Annotated in this window: 14 protein-coding genes; 6 read left to right on the top strand and 8 right to left on the bottom strand. The window is 59.9% G+C overall.

From position 1 onward, the window contains the following. Positions 1-93: 93 nt before the first annotated feature. Positions 94-549: a tRNA (cytidine(34)-2'-O)-methyltransferase gene (locus ACCC96_RS13395; protein WP_413696059.1), complete on the bottom strand. Its 456-nt coding sequence runs from the start codon at positions 547-549 to the stop codon at positions 94-96. Between ACCC96_RS13395 and ACCC96_RS13390 the strand changes: the two genes are divergently transcribed. Further along, positions 548-988, top strand: a complete 441-nt coding sequence (locus tag ACCC96_RS13390) for a hypothetical protein (RefSeq protein WP_413696058.1) — start codon at positions 548-550, stop codon at positions 986-988. The genes ACCC96_RS13395 and ACCC96_RS13390 overlap by 2 nt on opposite strands. A 463-nt stretch (positions 989-1,451) precedes the next feature. On the opposite strand, the gene ntrC is transcribed toward ACCC96_RS13390, so the two are convergent. The 6 genes from ntrC to glnA form a co-directional block, all read right to left on the bottom strand. Continuing rightward, positions 1,452-2,888 (bottom strand): nitrogen regulation protein NR(I), encoded by a 1,437-nt coding sequence (gene ntrC, locus ACCC96_RS13385; RefSeq protein ID WP_018929202.1) that lies wholly within the window; start codon positions 2,886-2,888, stop codon positions 1,452-1,454. Next, entirely contained in the window at positions 2,885-3,970 is a 1,086-nt protein-coding gene (gene glnL / locus ACCC96_RS13380; protein ID WP_018929201.1) for a nitrogen regulation protein NR(II), read from the bottom strand. The genes ntrC and glnL overlap by 4 nt, the downstream gene beginning before the upstream one ends. 230 nt (positions 3,971-4,200) lie before the next feature. Further along, positions 4,201-4,821, bottom strand: coding sequence for a DUF4124 domain-containing protein (locus ACCC96_RS13375; RefSeq protein ID WP_019650819.1), 621 nt, complete (start codon positions 4,819-4,821; stop codon positions 4,201-4,203). Beyond that, on the bottom strand, positions 4,818-5,333 hold the full coding sequence (locus ACCC96_RS13370; RefSeq protein ID WP_413696057.1) for a DUF4124 domain-containing protein: 516 nt from the start codon (positions 5,331-5,333) through the stop codon (positions 4,818-4,820). The genes ACCC96_RS13375 and ACCC96_RS13370 overlap by 4 nt, the downstream gene beginning before the upstream one ends. Before the next feature lie 101 nt (positions 5,334-5,434). Further along, positions 5,435-5,983: a chorismate mutase gene (locus tag ACCC96_RS13365; RefSeq protein WP_019650817.1), complete on the bottom strand. Its 549-nt coding sequence runs from the start codon at positions 5,981-5,983 to the stop codon at positions 5,435-5,437. A 134-nt stretch (positions 5,984-6,117) separates the two neighbouring features. After that, positions 6,118-7,524, bottom strand: coding sequence for a glutamate--ammonia ligase (glnA, locus tag ACCC96_RS13360; protein WP_258619145.1), 1,407 nt, complete (start codon positions 7,522-7,524; stop codon positions 6,118-6,120). 328 nt (positions 7,525-7,852) lie between these two features. Between glnA and thiI the strand changes: the two genes are divergently transcribed. Then, a complete protein-coding gene (gene thiI / locus ACCC96_RS13355) occupies positions 7,853-9,307 on the top strand; it encodes a tRNA uracil 4-sulfurtransferase ThiI (RefSeq protein WP_258672044.1) in 1,455 nt (484 codons plus the stop codon). Between the two features lie 139 nt (positions 9,308-9,446). Further along, the gene (typA, locus tag ACCC96_RS13350; RefSeq protein ID WP_008028025.1) at positions 9,447-11,267 is read left to right on the top strand and encodes a translational GTPase TypA; all 1,821 of its coding nucleotides are present in this window, start codon (positions 9,447-9,449) and stop codon (positions 11,265-11,267) included. A gap of 227 nt (positions 11,268-11,494) precedes the next feature. On the opposite strand, the gene ACCC96_RS13345 is transcribed toward typA, so the two are convergent. Beyond that, positions 11,495-11,935, bottom strand: coding sequence for a YkgJ family cysteine cluster protein (locus ACCC96_RS13345; protein WP_258674128.1), 441 nt, complete (start codon positions 11,933-11,935; stop codon positions 11,495-11,497). Between the two features lie 258 nt (positions 11,936-12,193). Between ACCC96_RS13345 and ACCC96_RS13340 the strand changes: the two genes are divergently transcribed. The 3 genes from ACCC96_RS13340 to ACCC96_RS13330 all read left to right on the top strand — a co-directional run bounded on the left by ACCC96_RS13340 (position 12,194) and on the right by ACCC96_RS13330 (position 19,739). Further along, the gene (locus ACCC96_RS13340) at positions 12,194-14,644 is read left to right on the top strand and encodes a glycogen/starch/alpha-glucan phosphorylase (protein ID WP_019581812.1); all 2,451 of its coding nucleotides are present in this window, start codon (positions 12,194-12,196) and stop codon (positions 14,642-14,644) included. A 143-nt stretch (positions 14,645-14,787) separates the two neighbouring features. Continuing rightward, positions 14,788-18,375 carry a DUF2339 domain-containing protein gene (locus ACCC96_RS13335; protein ID WP_413696056.1) on the top strand — a complete coding sequence of 1,196 codons (3,588 nt, stop codon included), beginning with the start codon at positions 14,788-14,790 and terminating at the stop codon, positions 18,373-18,375. Next, on the top strand, positions 18,372-19,739 hold the full coding sequence (locus tag ACCC96_RS13330) for a DUF3999 domain-containing protein (protein WP_413696055.1): 1,368 nt from the start codon (positions 18,372-18,374) through the stop codon (positions 19,737-19,739). Before ACCC96_RS13335 ends, ACCC96_RS13330 begins: the two co-directional genes overlap by 4 nt. Positions 19,740-19,973 lie beyond the last annotated feature (234 nt).

Genomic DNA, 19,973 nt, shown 5'->3' with positions numbered 1-19,973 from the left:
TGTTATTAAGACACTTTGGCTGCTATTTTTTTATATAAAAAAAAAAAAAAAAAATACGCCCCCCTTCGGCAGCTCCTACGGAGGGCGTGTCTCTTACTTGAACCCGAGCTGGCGCCAGGCTTCGTACACCGCGATGGCCACGGTGTTGGACAGGTTCAGGCTGCGACAGCCTTCGCGCATGGGCAGGCGCAGGCGTTGTTCGCCGGGCAGGGCTTCGAGCACTTCGGCTGGCAAGCCACGGCTTTCCGGACCGAACAGGAAGGCATCGCCCTCGGCGAAGCTGGCGTCGTGAAACGGCCGCGAGCCCTTGGTGGTGAAGGCGAACAGCCGAGGATAACCAAGGCTTTCCAGACAGCTGGCGAGGTCTGCGTGGCGTTGCAGAGTGGCATACTCATGGTAGTCGAGGCCCGCCCGGCGCAGGCGCTTGTCGTCCATCTCGAAGCCCAGCGGTTCGATCAAATGCAGGTGGCAGCCACTGTTGGCGCACAGCCTGATAACGTTGCCGGTATTCGGCGGAATTTCTGGTTGGAAAAGGATGACGTGAAACATGCACGGCTCCGAAGGTAAAGATGAGCAGCATTCTACGCCGCAAGCCGATCCCCGTTCGAAACTATTCCTGCGGGTGATGGGTTCACTGGCGATTGTCGGGGTGATGGTGGGCCTGATGATCGGTCGTCTGACAGCGCCTGACCCCAGCGTTTTGCAGCAGGTCGAGGTGACCAATGATGGACTGGTGGTGTGGTTCAACAACGAACCCAAAACCCACGGCGAGTTGGTCGACGGCAGTGTCGCGCTGTTGTTCGAGGCTGAAGGCCGTGCACAGAAAGGTCAGCTCAAGCTCAACGGCAAGGACGTGAACTGGCGAACGCGATTGAGTGATGGGGGATTGTTGCTGACGGTGGTGGCGGCCCGGCCCCTGCAAGGCGGCTGGGCCGGTAGCAAGGTCGATGACCGCTGGCGGCTGGAGATCCATCTCCGAGAGCAATAAAAGAGGGAATCCCCGGCCTGCCTGTACCAAGGTTCCCAAAACGGGAGGGCTCGCGCATTGCGTCGTGAGCCCGGTGTAAAGAGGGAATCCCCGGCCTGCCTGTACCAAGGACCCCAAAACGGGGGGCTCGTCGCTGTTGCGGTGTGAGCCCGGTGTAAAGAGGGGAATCCCCGGCCTGCCTGTACCAAGGTCCCCGAAACTGGGTAGTGAATCGAATCACTGATTGGACTATTGCAGGGGGCGTGCCAGTTTTTAATATGTTGAAACGAAAAGTCGCTGAGTAGTGCTGAAAGCCCCGTATTCCGGGGCTTTTGTGTTTTTGCAGTTCGGGTTTTGTTACGGATAAATCGAGGATTTCAAAGTAGATGCCGTGCGCGATTGCGGTTCACGGTGCATTGCGGCGGTGCACGGAGGGGCGATGATCATTCCCACGCGGGAGCGTGGGAATGATCAGGTGAAGGGATTAACCCTCATCCCCTTCATCATCATCCCCACCATCGACCTTCATCCCCAATTCCTTGATTTTGCGCGTCAAGGTATTGCGCCCCCAGCCCAGCAGTACGGCGGCGTCGCGGCGGCGGCCGGCGGTGTGTTTGAGGGCGGTTTCGATCATGATCCGCTCGAAGGCCGGTACGGCGCTGTCGAGCAGGCTCGATTGGCCACGTGCCAAAGCCTGGTCGGCCCACTGGCGCAGGGCCTGCTCCCAATTGGTTACCGGTGCTGAATCCTGCGGCAGGCTCAGCAGCTCCGGCGGCAGGTCGCTGATGTGCACTTCGCGACCTGAAGCCATCACGGTGATCCAGCGGCAGGTGTTCTCCAGCTGACGCACGTTGCCTGGCCATGGCAGGTTTTTCAGGTATTCCTCGGTTTCGCTTTTCAGCAGTTTCGGTTCCACCGCCAGTTCTTGCGCGGCGCGGCTGAGGAAGTGCTTGGCCAGGGTCGGGATGTCTTCGCGACGGTCCGACAGCCGTGGAATGTGGATGCGGATCACGTTGAGGCGGTGGAACAAGTCCTCACGGAATTTTCCGGCATGCACCAGGGTTTCCAGATTCTGGTGAGTCGCGGCGATGATGCGTACATCGACCTTCACCGGCACATGACCGCCGACGCGGTAAAACTCGCCGTCCGCCAGTACCCGCAGCAAACGAGTCTGGGTGTCCGCCGGCATGTCGCCGATTTCATCGAGGAACAGCGTGCCGCCGTCGGCCTGTTCGAAGCGCCCGCGACGCAGGTTGGCCGCGCCGGTGAATGCGCCTTTTTCGTGGCCGAACAGTTCGGACTCCATCAGGTCCTTGGGGATCGCCGCCATGTTCAGTGCAATGAACGGCGAGGCCGCCCTTGGGCTGTGACGGTGCAGGGCGTGGGCCACCAGCTCTTTACCGGTGCCGGATTCGCCGTTGATCAGCACGGTGATGTTGGAGTGACTCAAGCGCCCGATGGCGCGAAACACTTCCTGCATCGCCGGTGCTTCGCCGATGATTTCCGGGGTGCGGGTCAGTGTCGGGACGACTTCCAGCCCTTGTTGTTCCTGAGCGTGTTGATTGGCGCGCTTGACCAGGGAAACGGCTTCGTCGACGTCGAACGGCTTGGGCAGGTATTCGAACGCGCCGCCCTGATAGGACGCGACAGCGCTGTCCAGGTCGGAGTGGGCAGTCATGATGATGACTGGCAGCCGTGGGTGTTGTTCGCGAATCCGCGCCAGAAGGTCCAGGCCGCTGGCACCCGGCATGCGAATGTCGGAGATGATCACGTCCGGCTGCTGGCGCGCCAGGCGACTCATCACGCCATCGGCGCTGTCGAAGCTTTGGGTGGTCATGCCTTCCTGTTGCAAGGCTTTTTCCAGGACCCAACGGATAGAACGGTCGTCATCGACGATCCACACGGTTTCACTACGGCTCATGTCGATGTGGCTCCTTGTTCCAGTGGCAGAAAGATCGAGAACGTGGTGTGGCCTGGATGGCTGTCACATTCGATCAGGCCCTGGTGCTGGCTGATGATGTTCTGGGTAATGGCCAGGCCCAGCCCGGTACCGTCCGGGCGGCCGCTGACCATGGGGAAGAAGATGGTTTCCTGCAGCTCGGCGGGGATCCCCGGGCCGTTGTCGATGATTTCGATCTTGGTCACCAGGCGATGGCGCACGTGGCCGATGGTGAACTGGCGCATGGCGCGGGTACGCAAGCTGATGCGGCCAAGGCGCAGCTCGTTCTGGCTGCTGATGGCCTGCATCGCGTTGCGCACGATATTCAGCACGGCTTGAATCATCTGTTCGCGATCAATCAAGACATCCGGAATGCTTGGGTCGTAGTCGCGCACCAAAGTGATGCAACCCTGACTTTCGGCCTCCACCAACTGACACACACGCTCCAGCACTTCGTGGACATTGCACATGGCCAGCGACGGCAGCTTGTTGGAGCCGAGCATGCGATCCACCAGATTGCGCAGGCGATCGGCTTCTTCAATGATCACGTTGGTGTAATCGCGCAGGCTTTCTTCCGGCAACTCACGGGCGAGCAACTGAGCCGCGCCACGAATGCCGCCGAGAGGGTTCTTGATCTCGTGGGCGAGGCCACGCACCAGCATTTTGCTGGTTTCCTGCTTCGACAGTTGCGCCTCTTCCTTGGTGATCCGCAGGAGGCGGTCGCGAGGATGAACCTCCAGCAGCAGCATCGTGTCGCCATTGCTCAGGATTGGCGTCACGGCGTAGTCGACGGTCAAGGTCTGGCCGGTGAGGGCGGTGAGCATCGCTTCGCGCTTGGTGAACGGGTGTGCCTGCTCGACTGCCTGGCGCAGGGAGTTCAGCGCTTCGGTGGACTCGGTGAACAACTCACTGATGAACTGCCCATGGCTACGCTGGCCGCTGATGGCCAGGAGCATTTCCGCCGCCGGGTTCATGTACTCGAGGCGCAGTTCGGCGTCGAGCAGGATGGTGGCGGTGGTCAGGTTGTCGAGTAGCAAGCGGTGTAGTGCGTCGCTAATGGTCATCAGGACCTCTTTTGGAGCAGGGCATGCGCATGAATAACGCGCCGGTATGAGGAAAATGCAAAAACCAAACCAAGGCTCCGAAAAGAAGCGTTTAGAGCCTGAAACGGGCGTTTTACGCTCGTTTGCATGGCGTTCTGCCAGTTTTTTCGAGTACTTTCGAACCAAAATGGGCTGAGATGTGGGTATGGTGCAGATGTTTGCACCAATATAGTGCGCAAACCTGAACGAGGTTAGAAGAAGGGCAAGAAGGCGCTTTTTTCTTCTTCAGGCTTGTCTTTAAGGGGGCATTCCGGCCGTTGGCCGTAGTCGGTGAGGGTGCAGGGTTTGACCTGGCGTTTCTGCGCCAGGGAGATGCGCAGCATATGGAACGGTTGATTGGCCGTGCGTTCGACGGTGCGGCCCTGTTCGTCGAGGATTTCCACCGACAGGTTGTGACTGCCGCGGTCGATATTGCTCAGGGCGAACACCGGGCTGGGGCCGGGCTCGGCGGTGGGCTGGCCGTCCAGCAGCAAACGGTAACGATGACCCTGTTGCAGGCCGGGTTCGCTGGTAACGCTGACGATCAATTCACCGGCACTGCTACGGATCGTGGCATCCGGTTCCGGCACCAGCACCCGAAGCATGTCGTAATGAAACAGTGGTTTGGCCGGGTTTGTTTTCGCAGCGGTCATGGGCGCTGCGCCACTCGGGTTGGCTGACATTCGATTGCTTGTCGCCAACGGCACACGTTTGGCGTTGCGGGTGCCCGGCTGATCGGTGAAGACCCGATTGCCCTGAGCGTCGATATATGTGAAGACTTCGGCCATCGCCGGCAGGCTGACCAGGCACGCGATCAACAGCCAGGCCCTCAAGGTTTATGCACTCGTTGGACGGTGAGCGTCACGGTGGGGCTCTGTTGCACGACGTTTTGCCCGTCGATCACCTGAACCGCAAGGTTATGTTCGCCACGGTCGATGTTCACCAGTTGCAGGGTCGGCACGTTGCTCGGCTGGCCGTAGGGTTGACCGTCCAGTAACAGCCTCAATCGATGAGTGCCTTGCAGGCGTGGATTGATCAATACGCTGACGGTGAACGTGCCGTTGTTGGCGCGCAAGGCTTCTTCGGAGGGCAGGCCGCTCAGCTCCAGCACCTGATAGGCGCTGTGCGGTTGGTCACGGCTACTGGCTTGCGCAGGTGCTACCGGCTCGCTTGGCGACTGGCGCTCGACGCTGTTGAGCGGTGGCAATTCGACCGGCCGGGCTTTGACGCCGTCGGGCGGCTGATTGCTGTAGGCGGTGTTGCCATTGGCGTCGGTGTACTTATAGATCTGCGCGGCCGCGGGCAGGGCGATCAGTACGAGCAGGCATAACAACAATGAGCGCATTGCAGGCTTCCATTGGCCGTTGGGCAAGTGTCCGGCCCTGTTCCGTTCGTGGCGACTAAGCGCTGAGCATAGAGCACATCAGCGCATGTCGGCAGGCCGGCTCAGCGGCTGGCGCTGCACAACTCAGCGCTGGCGCGTACCTTGGCGAGCTCGCGCAGAGATACTTGGGTGCCGGTTTTATTGGCCTTGGCCAGCCAGGACGGGCACTGTGGGTCGTTGCGATAAGGGCTGAAATCGGCCAGTTGTTGCAGCAGGCGTTTTTGTAACTGATCAAGTTGCGGGCGGATCTGCCCGACGAGGTCGGGGCGAGGGTCGTTGGGAGCCTTGCCTTGCGCATGCCAGTCAGACAAATGCGCGTATTGCACCAGTTTGTTGGCCTCGATCTGCGCCGAGAAGAACTGTTCGACGGCTTCGTTGCTCAATTTATAAGCAGGTGCCAGGGCAACGGCGCCGGCAATCACCTCACGCTCGCGCTGACGGTCCTCGACGGGCTTACCGCTGTCCCATTTGCTCAACGCGACTTGATCGGCAATCGCCAAGCGCTCCTCGATGGTGCCAAGCAGTGGGGCGAGGGCGGCAGGTGCCGGGCTGGCAAAGGCGCTGTTGGCCAGCAAGGCAGTGAGCAAGGCAAGGCATGGGCGTAGGCGCATGGGAGATCTCGGCTTTATCGGATGACGGGCATGATGCACGCAACCGGGCATCCGATGACAGACGTTCGCCCACAAAAAAGGCCTCCCGAAGGAGGCCTCTCTTTTGTCACGCCGCGTGACGCGGCGCTACCGGATCAGCAGCTGTAGTACAGCTCATATTCCAGTGGGTGTACGAAGGTACGAACCTTGATTTCTTCTTCGCTTTTCAGAGCGATGTAAGCGTCGATGAAGTCGTCGCTGAAAACGCCGCCTTTGGTCAGGAACGCACGACCTTTGTCCAGCTCTTCCAGGGCTTCTTTCAGGCTGCCGCAAACTTGTGGGATCTCTTTCGCCTCTTCAGGCGGCAGGTCGTACAGGTTTTTGTCAGCTGCGTCGCCAGGGTGGATCTTGTTCTGGATGCCGTCCAGGCCAGCCATCAACAGTGCAGCGAAGCCCAGGTACGGGTTAGCTGCTGGATCCGGGAAACGGGCTTCGATACGGCGAGCGCGAGGGCTGGACACGTAAGGAATACGGATCGAAGCGGAACGGTTGCGAGCCGAGTACGCCAGCATCACTGGAGCTTCGAAACCTGGGACCAGACGCTTGTAGGAGTTGGTCGACGGGTTGGTGAAGCCGTTCAGAGCCTTACCGTGCTTGATGATACCGCCGATGAAGTACAGAGCGGTGTCGGACAGGCCGGCATAGCCTTCGCCAGCGAAGGTGTTCTTGCCATCTTTGGCGATGGACAGGTGAACGTGCATACCCGAACCGTTGTCGCCGTACAGCGGCTTAGGCATGAAGGTCGCGGTGCGGCCGTATGCGTCAGCTACGTTGTGTACGCAGTATTTCAGGGTCTGAACTTCGTCAGCCTTGGCAACCAGGGTGTTGAACTTCACGCCGATTTCGTTCTGACCGGCAGTCGCCACTTCGTGGTGGTGAACTTCGATGACCAGGCCCATTTCTTCCATGGCGTTGCACATGGAGGTACGGATTTCGTGGTCGTGGTCGAACGGCGGAACCGGGAAGTAGCCGCCTTTGACGCCTGGACGGTGGCCTTTGTTGCCGCCTTCCACGTCCTGGTCGGACATCCACGAACCTTGTTCGGAGAAGATTTTGAACATGGAGCCGGAGATGTCGGACTTGAACTTCACTTCGTCGAAGATGAAGAACTCAGGCTCTGGACCCACAAATACGGTGTCGCCGATACCGGTCGACTTCAGGTATTCCTCGGCACGCTTGGCGATCGCCCGTGGGTCACGGTCGTAGCCTTGCATGGTCGAAGGCTCGATCACGTCGCAAACCAGGATCAGGGTAGGCTCTTCGGTGAACGGGTCGAGAACGGCAGTGCTGTCGTCCGGCATCAGGATCATGTCGGAAGCTTCGATGCCTTTCCAGCCAGCGATGGAGGAACCGTCGAACATTTTGCCTTCTTCGAAGAAAGCTTCATCCAGCGCATCGCGAGCCGGCATGGTCACGTGGTGCTGAGTGCCTTTGGTGTCCGTGAAGCGCAGATCAATCCACTTGACGTCATGATCTTTGATGAGTTGAACCGACTTCGACATAGTGTCCTCCGGGTGGCTTAGGGCTAGTAGTGGATGCCCTTATATGTGGGTGATGCCGGCGCGAATACTCTGCCATGGCAACCTGCCTCACAAGGGAGCAAATTGCATGCCAGTGCCTCATCATGGGTTTTTTGCCCCAATATCACGCTTATAAGGGGGCGGCGCACCATAAAGCGCAAAATCTCGCCCTGTAATGTAGCGTCGGATTCCATAAATGACCTGTTTTGGTGCGCTCAAAACCTTCTGCACATTAACTGGTTAAACCTTGAGCAATTTCCGCTATAATCCGCGCCCCCCTTTTTCGGCTGGCCCTGCGCGCGCTGTTTTCATGAAACTAATCGTAAAAGTCTTCCCCGAGATCACCATCAAGAGCCGCCCGGTACGGATGCGTTTCATCCGCCAGTTGGCCAAAAACATCCGTACCGTGCTCCGCGATCTGGACCCGGCCGTGGTGGTGAACGGTGTGTGGGACAATCTCGAGCTGGAAACCCGCGTCAGCGACCCCAAGGTCCTGAAAGAGATGGGCGAGCGCCTGACTTGCACGCCGGGCATCGCGCACTTTTTGCAGATCGACGAGTACCCGTTGGGCGACTTCGACGACATCGTCGAGAAGTGCAAGCAGCACTATGGCGATGCGCTGGCCGGGAAGATTTTCTCGGTGCGCTGCAAGCGTGCGGGCAAGCACCCATTCAGTTCGATAGACATCGAGAAATATGTCGGCAGCCAGTTGCGCCGCCAGTGCGGTGCCGCCGGGATCGATCTGAAAAAGCCCGAAATCGAAGTGCGCATCGAAGTTCGCGACCAACGGTTGTTCGTGATCCACAGCCAGCACAACGGCATCGGCGGTTATCCGCTCGGCGCCCTGGAGCAGACGCTGGTGCTGATGTCCGGCGGCTTCGACTCGACCGTGGCGGCCTACCAGATCATGCGCCGCGGCCTGATGAGCCACTTCTGCTTCTTCAACCTGGGCGGACGTGCCCACGAATTGGGCGTCATGGAAGTCGCGCATTTCATCTGGAAGAAGTACGGCAGCTCCCAGCGCGTGTTATTTGTCAGTGTGCCGTTCGAGGAAGTGCTGGGCGAGATTCTCGGCAAAGTCGATAACAGTCATATGGGCGTCGTATTGAAGCGTATGATGTTACGCGCCGCGTCCAGTATCGCTGACCGGCTGCACATCGATGCGCTGGTCACCGGCGAAGCGATCTCCCAGGTATCGAGCCAGACGCTGCCGAACCTGTCGGTGATCGACTGCGTGACCGATAAACTGGTGCTGCGCCCGCTGATCGCCAGCCACAAGCAGGACATCATCGACACGGCCAACGAGATCGGCACCGCCGATTTCGCCCGGCACATGCCGGAGTACTGCGGGGTCATCTCGGTCAATCCGAAAACCGCGGCCAAGCGCTACCGCGTTGAACACGAAGAGAAAGAATTCGACATGGCGGTGCTCGAGCGTGCGCTCGAAAACGCCAAACTGGTGCCGATCGATCGGGTGATCGACGAATTGGGCCAGGACTTGCAGATTGAAGAAGTCAGCGAAGCGCTGGCGGGCCAGATCATCATCGACATCCGTCACCCGGATGCCGCCGAAGACGACCCGCTGGAGCTTCCTGGCATTGAGGTACAAACGATGCCGTTTTATGCACTGAACGCTCGTTTCAAGGAACTGGACCCTACTCGCCAGTACCTGCTGTATTGCGACAAAGGCGTGATGAGTCGCCTGCATGCCCACCATTTGCTCAGTGAGGGGCATGCCAATGTGCGCGTTTATCGACCGAGCTAAGTGCCCGGGGCTGTTTGCCTGTGGCCTGCGTCACCGGCCCCCCGACACCGCCGTCAAGCTGTAACGGCCATGCCGGACACTACTGTCAATCGCTGCCAAGACTTGTCAGCACACCGAATCCTCTGATCGAGATACACAAGTGATCGAAAATCTACGCAACATCGCCATCATTGCCCACGTTGACCATGGTAAAACCACCCTGGTAGACAAACTCTTGCGTCAATCCGGCACCCTGGAGCGCAACGAGCTCAACGACGAGCGCGTGATGGACTCCAACGACCAGGAGAAAGAGCGCGGTATTACCATTCTGGCGAAAAACACTGCCATCAACTGGAACGGCTACCACATCAACATCGTGGACACCCCGGGCCACGCCGACTTCGGCGGCGAAGTTGAACGCGTAATGTCGATGGTCGACTCCGTTCTGCTGCTGGTTGACGCTCAAGACGGCCCTATGCCGCAAACCCGTTTCGTGACCAAGAAGGCGTTCGAAGCCGGCCTGCGTCCAATCGTGTGCATCAACAAGGTTGACCGTCCAGGCGCGCGTCCGGACTGGGTTCTGGACCAGATCTTCGACCTGTTCGACAACCTGGGTGCTACCGAAGAACAGCTGGACTTCAAAGTCGTCTACGCCTCGGCCCTGAACGGCATCGCCGGTCTGGACCACACCGACATGGCTGAAGACATGACCCCGTTGTACCAGTCGATCGTCGACAACGTACCGGCTCCTAAAGTTGACCGTGAAGGCCCGTTCCAGATGCAAATCTCGGCACTGGACTACAACAGCTTCCTGGGTGTTATCGGTGTTGGCCGTATCGCTCGTGGTAGCGTCAAGCCGAACACTCCAGTCGTGGCCATTGGCGCCGACGGCAAGAAGCGTAACGGTCGTATCCTGAAGCTGATGGGTCACCACGGCCTGCACCGTATCGACGTTGAAGAAGCGTTTGCCGGTGACATCGTGTGCGTGAGCGGTATGGACTCGCTGTTCATCTCCGACACCCTGTGCCAGCCGGACAACGTCGAGGCGATGAAGCCTCTGACCGTTGACGAGCCAACCGTTTCCATGACCTTCCAGGTAAACGACTCGCCTTTCTGCGGTAAAGAAGGCAAGTTCGTGACTTCCCGTAACATCAAGGAGCGTCTGGACAAAGAGCTGCTGTACAACGTTGCACTGCGCGTTGAAGAAGGCGACTCGGCTGACAAGTTCAAGGTTTCCGGCCGTGGTGAGCTGCACCTCTCGGTACTGATCGAAACCATGCGTCGCGAAGGCTTCGAAATGGGCGTTGGTCGTCCGGAAGTGATCATCCGTCAAGTTGACGGCGTGAAGCAGGAACCGTTCGAAAACGTAACCATCGACACCCCTGAAGAATCTCAGGGCAAGGTCATGGAAGAGATGGGCCTGCGTAAAGGCGACCTGACCAACATGGTGCCGGATGGCAAAGGCCGTGTTCGTCTGGAATACAACATCCCTGCTCGCGGTCTGATCGGTTTCCGTAACCAGTTCCTGACCCTGACCAACGGTGCTGGCATCCTGACCTCGATCTTCGATCGCTACGACACCATGAAGTCCGGCGACATGTCCGGTCGTCAGAACGGTGTTCTGGTATCGGTAGAAACCGGCAAGGCGCTGACCTATTCCCTGGAAACCCTGCAGGCGCGTGGCAAGCTGTTCGTTGAACACGGTCAAGAGATCTACAACGGTCAGATCGTTGGTCTGAACAGCCGTGACAACGACATGGGCGTCAACCCAACCAAAGGCAAGAAGCTCGACAACATGCGTGCTTCGGGTAAAGACGAAACCATCGCCCTGGTTCCGCCTGTTCGCTTCACCCTGGAACAGGCCCTGGAATTCATCCAGGACGATGAATTGTGCGAAGTGACTCCTAAGTCGATCCGCCTGCGTAAGAAGATCCTGGACGAAGGCGAGCGTACCCGCGCTGCCAAGAAAGCCAAGAACTGAGTTAACTCAGGCTGAATGAAAACGCCCCCGGTCGAAAGGCCGGGGGCGTTTTTGTTTGTCTGGCTGTAGCAGCTGCCGAGCTTGCGAGGCTGCGTTCGACTGCGCAGCAGTCGTGAAATCAAACGCTGCGGTGCATCATATAAATCGTGTTTTCAGGCCTGCGACTGCTGCGCTGCCGAACGCAGCCTCGCTGGGGCTCGACAGCTGCTACGGGGATCGAGGCGGCTTTAAAACTTTTCGAGGGTGCGGCTGGAGCTGCTGTTCTCGCGCACCACTTCTTTAGGCTTGTACGCGCAATACCCTGGCCGCGGTCCGATCTTCGGGTGGTTGCGGCAGGTGTCCGGGCGCTTATCATAAATAGTGCACAAACGGCTTTTACGATCCAGGTACAGGCAATCGTTGTTGCTCATGCGCTGGAGGGTGAAGATCTCGGACTTCTGGTTGTAGCGCTCGACAATCCCTTCCTTCTGCAAGCGCTTGGCGATGTTCTTGGGTGGATCGCCCAGTTCGAATTCGTCGACGATGCCGATACGGATCAGATCCTTGATCTTGACTTCGACCGGCAGCGTGCAGCAGCTGGACATGCACGAGCCGCACATTGGGGCAGAGTACTTGGCCCAGGTATCGAGGCGATCGATTTCCGCGGCGGCGATCAGGTTGGGCTTCATCATCGGTTGTTACCAGCGTGTGCATCAGGGCGCGCGATCATACCGGGACTGGTGGATTTTTGAACAACCTTTCGCCAGATTTTTTTGCTTGTCGCAAAATAGCCCTGTGTCCGGCACGGCCCCTGCATTGTTTCTGGCCCACGACAACGTAATGTCGATCTATCTCGTACTAACAGGAAAAACTGCCGAACCAGAGTCTCTACGGTCTGTCAGACCGACTAGGCTCAGACAATTCCACGCTCGCTCGAGGTCCTATCGATGACTCAAGAACCACTTGTTCGCGAAGCAGAGGTGGCCGCATTCCGCGACGCCGTCTTGACCAAGCTCACTTACGCGGTGGGTAAAGACCCGGATCACGCCTTCGACCATGACTGGTTCGAAGCCATTGCCCTGGCGGCGCGTGATCATATGGTCGAGCACTGGATGGACCACACCCGGCAGATCTACCGCAAAGGCCAGAAACGTGTTTATTACCTTTCCCTTGAATTTCTTATCGGTCGCTTGCTCTACGACAGCCTGAGCAACCTCGGCTTGCTCGATGTGGCCCGCGAGGCCATGACCGAACTGGGCGTCGACATCGAACGCATCCGTCTGCTGGAGCCTGATGCGGCACTGGGCAACGGCGGCCTCGGGCGTCTGGCGGCATGCTTCATGGAAAGCATGTCGACCCTCGGCATCGCCGGCCATGGTTATGGCATTCGTTATGAACACGGTTTGTTCCGCCAGGCCATCGTCGACGGCTGGCAGCAGGAGCAGACCGAACACTGGCTGGACTTCGGCAACCCGTGGGAGTTCGAACGACCAGAGGTGGCCTACCCGATCGGTTTCGGCGGCAGTGTCGAAACCGTGACTGATGAAGCCGGCAAGTCGAGGCAAGTCTGGTCCCCGTCGGAAACCGTACGGGCCATCGCCTACGACACCCCGGTGGTTGGTTGGCGTGGTGCAAGCGTCAACACCCTGCGGCTGTGGCGCGCCCGGGCCATGGAAGAATTGCATCTGGAGCGCTTCAACGCGGGCGACCACTTGGGCGCGGTCGCGGAAGTGGCCTGGGCAGAAAGTATCTCCCGCGTGCTTTACCCGGCGGACAGCAACGAGGCCGGCCAGGAGTTGCGCCTGCGCCAGGAATATTTCTTCGTCTCCGCGTCCTTGCAGGACTTGTTGCGTCGCCATCGCAACATGCACACCTCGGTGCTGACCCTGGGCGATCACGCCGCCATTCAACTCAACGACACTCACCCCTCGATCGCCGTGGCCGAACTGATGCGTCAGTTGGTCGACGTCTATGACGTGGCGTGGGATGCGGCGTGGCAGATCACGGTCGACACGCTGTCGTACACCAACCACACGCTGTTGCCGGAAGCGCTGGAAACCTGGCCGGTCAGTCTGATGGAGCGGATGCTGCCCCGGCACATGCAGATCATTTACTTGATCAACGCCCAGCACATCGACTCGTTGCGAGCCAAAGGCGTTCACGATTTCGACGTGCTGCGTGCGATTTCGCTGATCGAGGAAGACAACGGTCGTCGCGTGCGCATGGGTAACCTGGCGTTCCTCGGTTCCCACAGCGTCAACGGCGTGTCCGGCCTGCACACGCAGCTGATGCGCAGCACGGTGTTCTCCGAACTGCACAAGCTTTACCCGGACCGGATCAACAACAAAACCAACGGCATTACCTTCCGCCGCTGGCTCTATCAGGCCAACCCCGAACTCACCTCCATGCTGGTTGACGCCCTCGGCCCGAGCCTGCTGGACAACCCCGAGGAGCACTTGCTCGCGCTGGAGCCGTTTGCCGAGAAGACTGCATTTCGCAAGCAGTTCGCCGAACAGCGGCTGCACAGCAAGAAAGCCCTGGCGTATCTGATTCATGAGCGGCTGGGGATCGCGGTCAATCCGGCGGCGATGTTTGATGTGCAGGTCAAGCGGATCCACGAATACAAGCGTCAGTTGCTTAACCTGATGCATACCGTTGCGCTGTATCAGGCGATTCGTGCCGAGCCGGAAATCGATTGGGTGCCGCGGGTGAAAATCTTCGCCGGCAAGGCGGCGGCCAGTTATCACCAGGCCAAGCTGATCATCAAGCTGACTAACGACATTGCGCGGGTGGTCAACAACGACCCGACGGTGCGCGGCTTGCTCAAAGTGGTGTTCCTGCCCAACTACAACGTCAGCCTGGCCGAAAGCATCATTCCGGCGGCGGACTTGTCGGAGCAGATTTCCACCGCCGGCTTCGAAGCCTCGGGCACCAGCAACATGAAATTCGGCCTCAACGGCGCGCTGACCATCGGCACGCTGGACGGGGCCAACGTGGAAATGTGCGAGCGCATCGGTGCCGAGCACATGTTTATTTTTGGTCTCAGCGCCCAGCAAGTGGAAGCGCGCAAGCGTAACCATGAATTCAACGCAGCGCCGGACATCGCCGCCTCCCATCGGCTCAACGACGTGCTGCAAGCGATTCGCAGCGGGGTGTTCTCACCGGACGATCCGTCCCGTTATACCGCGCTGATCGATTCACTGGTGGACTACGACCGCTTCCTGGTTTGCGCCGATTTCGACTCTTACTGGAACGCGCAGATGCGGGTCGAAGCTCACTGGCACGACTCGAAAGAGTGGTGGCGTTCGGCGGTATTGAACACCGCGCGGATGGGCTGGTTCTCGTCAGACCGGACTATTCGCGAGTACGCCACGGATATCTGGAAGGCTTTGGAGTAACTTTTAGCGACAAATGTGCGCAAGGCCCAACTGTTGTTGGGCCGGCCCGATATACTAAGCGCCAGTTTTACCGGATGTTTCAGTGACCGCTGCGCGGTCAGTGCAAACGCCACAAGGCAATGGGCCGCTTAGGGATATCGACCATGCAATGGATGTTAATGCTGATTGGGCTGCTGCTGGGCTGGATTCTTGACGAGTCGTTCAGTGAGGCGCTGTTGGGCGCTTTGCTCGGGCTGGGTCTCGGCCAGGCCATGCGTATCGGCCGCTTGAGCACTCAAACGGCCGAGCAGCGACGTTTACTCAATCAGGCTCAGGTTGCGCTGAATGCGGTCGAACAGCGACTGGCGTTGCTGGAGGTGTCGGGTGCCAAGGCACCTGAACCAGGCGAACCGGTTGTCAGCGAACCCGCTGAGTCGCCTGAAATCATTCTTGAGCAAGCCCCTCTCGCACCTACGGAGCTGGTCTGGGAGCTACCCCCCGAATTCGAACCCATCACCGTGGCCGCTGCCGAAACCAGTCGTCCGTTGCCCGCCGATGTCTGGCAGCCCGAGCCGGTCGCCCGCGAACCGCAGCAACCGGCCGAGCCGCGCGGCCCGAACTTCATCGAACGCGCCATCAGCGGCGCACGCAACTGGCTGTTCGGCGGCAATACCGTGTTGCGGGTCGGTGTGGTGCTGTTGTTCCTCGGCCTGGCCTTCCTGTTGCGCTATGCCACCGAAGGCATGGTGGTGCCGATCGAGTTGCGTTATGCCGGCGTCGCGGCGGCGGCCTTGGGTCTGCTCGCCCTGGGCTGGTGGCTGAGACTGCGCAACAGCAACTACGCGCTGATGCTGCAAGGCACCGGGATCGCGGTGTTGTACCTGACGGTATTTGCCGCGATGCGTCTGCATCCGTTGCTTGATCCCAAGGCAGCATTGGGCCTGTTGGTTGTGGTGACGGTGTTCTCGGCGATTCTGGCCATTACCCAAAACGCGTTGGGCCTGGCTGCCGCGGCTGCGCTGGGCGGTTTTGCCGCGCCGATCCTGACCTCCACCGGTGCCGGCAACCATGTCGCGCTGTTCAGCTATTTCGCCTTGCTCAACGCTGGCATCCTCGCCATCGCGTGGTTCAAGGCCTGGCGGCTGCTCAACCTGATCGGTTTTGTCGGCACCTTCGGCATCGGCTTTGCCTGGGGTCTGCGTTCCTATAAACCGGAGCTGCTGTGGAGCACCGAGCCGTTCCTGATTCTGTTTTTCCTGATGTACCTGGCCATCGGTTTGTTGTTCACCCGGCGCAAGTTGCTGGAAATGAGCGACGCGCCCGAGGACGACAGCCGTGAAGCACTGTTGCGCTGGTCGGCGCGCAAGGGTGATTACGTCGACGGCACGATGCTGTTCGCGCCACCGCTGGTGGGTTTCGGCCTGCAGTTCGCACTGGTGGAGCACTTTGAATTTGCCGCAGCCTTCAGCGCCTTGGCGCTGGGCATTATTTATATGGGCCTGGCCCGGTTGCTGATGGGGGGGCGAGCGCTGTTGTTGGCTGAAACCTGTCTGGCGCTGGGGGTGATCTTCGCCAGCCTGGCGATCCCTCTGGGGCTCGACGCGCGTTGGACTGCCGCAGCCTGGGCGGTGGAAGGTGCCGGGATTTTCTGGCTCGGACTGCGTCAACAACGACCATTGGCACGCGCCTTTGCCTTGCTGCTGCAACTGGGCTCGGCGCTGGCCTTTCTCAGCGAATTACGCAGCGGCGAGAGCAGCCTGCTCGATGGCGCGCCGCTGGGGGCGTTGATGCTCGGCGTGGCGCTGCTGTTCAGCTTCTACCAATTGCGCAAAGCGTTGCCCGAACAGGCGTTGCCGTGGGAGCGCCAAGGGTTGCCGGTGCTGGCCTGCCTGGGCCTGACGTTCCTCTATCTGCTGGCGCCGCTGTTTTTCTTCACTCACGGCACGGCGATCAGTTGGGCGTTGGCCGGGTTGGCGACGCTGTTCGTCGGCCTGCGCCTGCAATCGCGAGCGTTCCTGTTCAGTGCGTTCGCCGTGCAACTGCTCGGCGGCGCGTTGTTCCTGGTGCGGCTGCGAGGGGCGAGCGGAGACTCGGCTGCGGTGTTCAGCGCCGGTTGGAGCGGTTTGCTCAGCGCATCCTTGATCGGGCTGGCACTGATCGCCGGCATGTTGTTGGCGGCCCGGGACGAAATGGTGCGCAACGACGTGCGTTTGCTGCGCGGCTTGTCGGTGGTGTTGTTGGCCGGTCTGGTGCTGATCAACCTCGCGGTGCTGTTCGTGTTGCCGTGGCAAACCGCGAGTGCGGTGTGGGCGGCCAGTGGTTTATTCATCATCTGGCTGAGTTTGTACCTGAAGCAGCGCGTGAGTTTTGTCTTTGGTCTGCTGTTGCAGGTGATCGGTGGCGTAGCCTTCCTGTTCGCCGGGCCGGACCTGTTCGGGCCGCTGCTCAGCGAAGGGCTGCGACCGCTGGCGCATAGCGGTTTCTGGACGCCGTTGGTGCTGGGGCTGGCGGCATTCGTCGGGGCCTGGCGTTTGCAGCTCGGCAACCATGCTTCAGCTTTCGATGTGTTGAGCCTGCAGCGCTTGTCCGAAGTGTTGCTGGTGTGGAGCGCGGGTTGGTGGGCACTGGCGTGGATCAGCGAAGTGCTGCGTTTTGCGCCTGTGAACCTGCAAGCGACGTTGTTGCTGGCGGTCGCGGCGGTGAGTGTGGCGCTTTGGGCGGTGTTGGCGCTGCGCCTGAAGTGGTCGTCGCTGGGCTTGCTCTGCACCTTGCTGATTCCCGCCGCCGGTCTGGTGTTGCTCGCGGACTGGCATTCGCGTTATCACCCGGCCGCCAACTTCGGCTGGCTGGTTTGGGCCGTGGTGTTCGTCGTGCATTTCATCTCATTGCGGCGTCTGGCACCGATGCTGCCCGAAAAAGCCCTGAGCACCGCCCATGTGCTCGGTTGCTGGCTATTGATCGGCGTGTTGGCCCTGGAGCTGCGTTATGGCTTGCTGCTGTTGTCGGAGCAGTACAACGCCTGGCGTTGGCTGGGTTGGGCGATTCTGCCGAGCCTGTATCTGGTGCTGATGGCCGCACCGCGTGCGTGGCCATGGCCAGTGTCGGCTTATCCCCGCGAGTACCGGGTCTATGCCGCCGCGCCGTTGGCGTTGTTGATGCTCGGCTGGTTCTGGCTGGCGAACATGGCCAGCGACGGCACCGCCGAGCCGTTGCCCTATGTGCCACTGATCAACCCGCTGGAGCTGGGCCTGTTGTTCGCCCTGTTCGGCGTTTATGTCTGGTCCCGCAACGCAGTCACGCAACTGGCGATCCGCAAGGATTACACCGATAACGCCACGCAGGTGATTGCCGGTGTTGCACTGTTCGCCTTCTTTACCGCGCTGGTGATGCGCGCGGCTCACCACTGGGGTGGCGTGCCGTTCGCGCTGGATCTGCTGCTTGAATCGATGCTGGTGCAGGCTGGCCTGTCCATCGTTTGGACCCTGATGGCCCTGAGTCTGATGATCGGTGGGCATCTGCGTCACCGCCGTGAAGTCTGGCTGATCGGCGCAGGGCTGATCGCGCTGGTGGTCGCCAAGCTGTTCTTCGTTGAATTGAGTAACCGTGGCGGGTTGGCGCGGATCGTGTCGTTTATCGGCGTTGGCGTGTTGCTGTTGGTGGTGGGTTATTTCGCCCCGTTGCCACCCAAGCGTGCCGAAGCCGTGCCGGATGCTGAAAAACCGGCCCCTGAAACCGAAGGAGCGTCATCTTGAGTCAGAAGCTGAACCTGGGCTGGTGGGCTGCTGTTGTGCTGGGTGTGACACTGTCGGCTGGCGCGCAGGAAAAACCTGCGGATTTCGCCAGGCAGGTACCGTTGTCTGTGAGCGGCGAGGGCCCGTGGTATCGCCTGGAATTGCCCTTGGGCGTGCAACTGAACGCGCGGCAAACCGATCTCAGCGATGTGCGTGTGTTCAACGCCGCCGGTGAGCCTCAGGCGTACGCTCTGGCCCGAGAGCCTGCGCAGACCCACGAAAACCGCACGCTGACCGACGTAAAGTGGTTCCCGTTGTACAACTCGGCGGATGCCAGCGAACGCACGCCGAGCGTACGGGTGCAATCGAACACCAACGGCACGTTGATCGAAGTGCAGCCGTCCAGCCAGTTGGAGGCGGGCGAAGAAGAGCTGCGCGGTTGGTTACTCGATGCCAGCGGCATCAAGGCGCCGTTGCAGCAATTAATCCTCGACTGGACCAGTGAACGCGACGGCTTCCAGCGTTTCAGCATCGAAGCCAGCAACGATTTGCAGCATTGGCAGTCGTGGGGTGAAGGGCAGGTGGCGCGTCTGACGTTTGCCGACGAACGGGTCGAGCAACATGAAGTCGGCCTGCCGGGGCAATCGGCGCGCTATTTGCGCTTGCTGTGGAGTTCACCGCAATCGGCGCCGGTGTTGACGTCGGCGCAACTGGAAAGCACCAACCCTCGCACCTTGCCGCTGCCGTTGGTCTGGTCGCAACCATTGGCTGGTAGCAGCGTGAAGGCCGGTGAGTACATCTGGCAATTGCCGATGGGGTTGAACGTCCAGCGTTTGCAGATCGAACTGAATCAGCCCAACAGCCTGGCACCGGTGACATTATCAGGGCGCCGGGAGACCAGCCTGCCGTGGCAAACGCTGACCAACGGTTTGCTCTATCGCCTGACCCAGAATGGCCAGGACGTGGTGCAGAACGAATTGCAGTTGTCGGGCCAGACCGTGCAGCAATTGAAACTGACGGTGGATGAACGCGGCGGTGGCCTGGGCGCCGAAGCACCCACTGTGCGGTATGCCGTGCGCTCCACGCAATTGGTGTTCCTGGCACGCGGGGCCGGGCCTTATACGCTGGCGCTGGGCAGTGCGACGGTGAAGGCTGCAAGCTTGCCGTTGTCGACGCTGATTCCCGATTACAGCGCGGCGAAGCTGGCGACGTTGGGCAAGGCGACGGTGGACGGCGGGGCAGTGGTGACCCCGGTGGCGACAGCGCCAACGGTGCTGGGCACGAACTGGAAAAAGATCGGGCTGTGGGCGGTGTTGCTGCTCAGTGTGCTGTTTCTGGGGGGGATGGCGTTCAGTTTGCTGCGCAAGCCTGCTGCTAAATCCTGAGGATGGCTGGCACTGTGCGCCAGATCGCGGGCAAGCCGCTCCTGCAGGGGCGAGGCTTGCCCGCGAAGGCGTCCTTCCTGCCACCAAAAATATCGAAACTGGCGCCCAATCCCGGCCCATTTCCAACTACGCTCAACCCCGCGCATGAACTCTATTGGGTGTATCACGTCTGATAGGAGGAAATGCGCCCCGACTCGCGTTAAACTGCGCGGGTTTTTAGCCCCCCCATTCCTC

The sequence above is a fragment of the Pseudomonas sp. Pseusp11 genome (assembly GCF_047304405.1).
Taxonomy (GTDB): domain Bacteria; phylum Pseudomonadota; class Gammaproteobacteria; order Pseudomonadales; family Pseudomonadaceae; genus Aquipseudomonas.
Note: the sequence above shows the minus strand (reverse complement) of the source record. Positions and strands in the feature narration are given on the sequence as shown.

Coding starts and splice junctions, on each gene's coding strand:
- ACCC96_RS13390 (WP_413696058.1), top strand. CDS start 548: ATGCACGGCTCCGAAGGTAAAGATGAGCAGCATTCTACGCCGCAAGCC.
- ACCC96_RS13395 (WP_413696059.1), bottom strand. CDS start 549: ATGTTTCACGTCATCCTTTTCCAACCAGAAATTCCGCCGAATACCGGC.
- ntrC (WP_018929202.1), bottom strand. CDS start 2,888: ATGAGCCGTAGTGAAACCGTGTGGATCGTCGATGACGACCGTTCTATC.
- glnL (WP_018929201.1), bottom strand. CDS start 3,970: ATGACCATTAGCGACGCACTACACCGCTTGCTACTCGACAACCTGACC.
- ACCC96_RS13370 (WP_413696057.1), bottom strand. CDS start 5,333: ATGCGCTCATTGTTGTTATGCCTGCTCGTACTGATCGCCCTGCCCGCG.
- ACCC96_RS13365 (WP_019650817.1), bottom strand. CDS start 5,983: ATGCGCCTACGCCCATGCCTTGCCTTGCTCACTGCCTTGCTGGCCAAC.
- glnA (WP_258619145.1), bottom strand. CDS start 7,524: ATGTCGAAGTCGGTTCAACTCATCAAAGATCATGACGTCAAGTGGATT.
- thiI (WP_258672044.1), top strand. CDS start 7,853: ATGAAACTAATCGTAAAAGTCTTCCCCGAGATCACCATCAAGAGCCGC.
- ACCC96_RS13345 (WP_258674128.1), bottom strand. CDS start 11,935: ATGAAGCCCAACCTGATCGCCGCCGCGGAAATCGATCGCCTCGATACC.
- ACCC96_RS13340 (WP_019581812.1), top strand. CDS start 12,194: ATGACTCAAGAACCACTTGTTCGCGAAGCAGAGGTGGCCGCATTCCGC.
- ACCC96_RS13335 (WP_413696056.1), top strand. CDS start 14,788: ATGCAATGGATGTTAATGCTGATTGGGCTGCTGCTGGGCTGGATTCTT.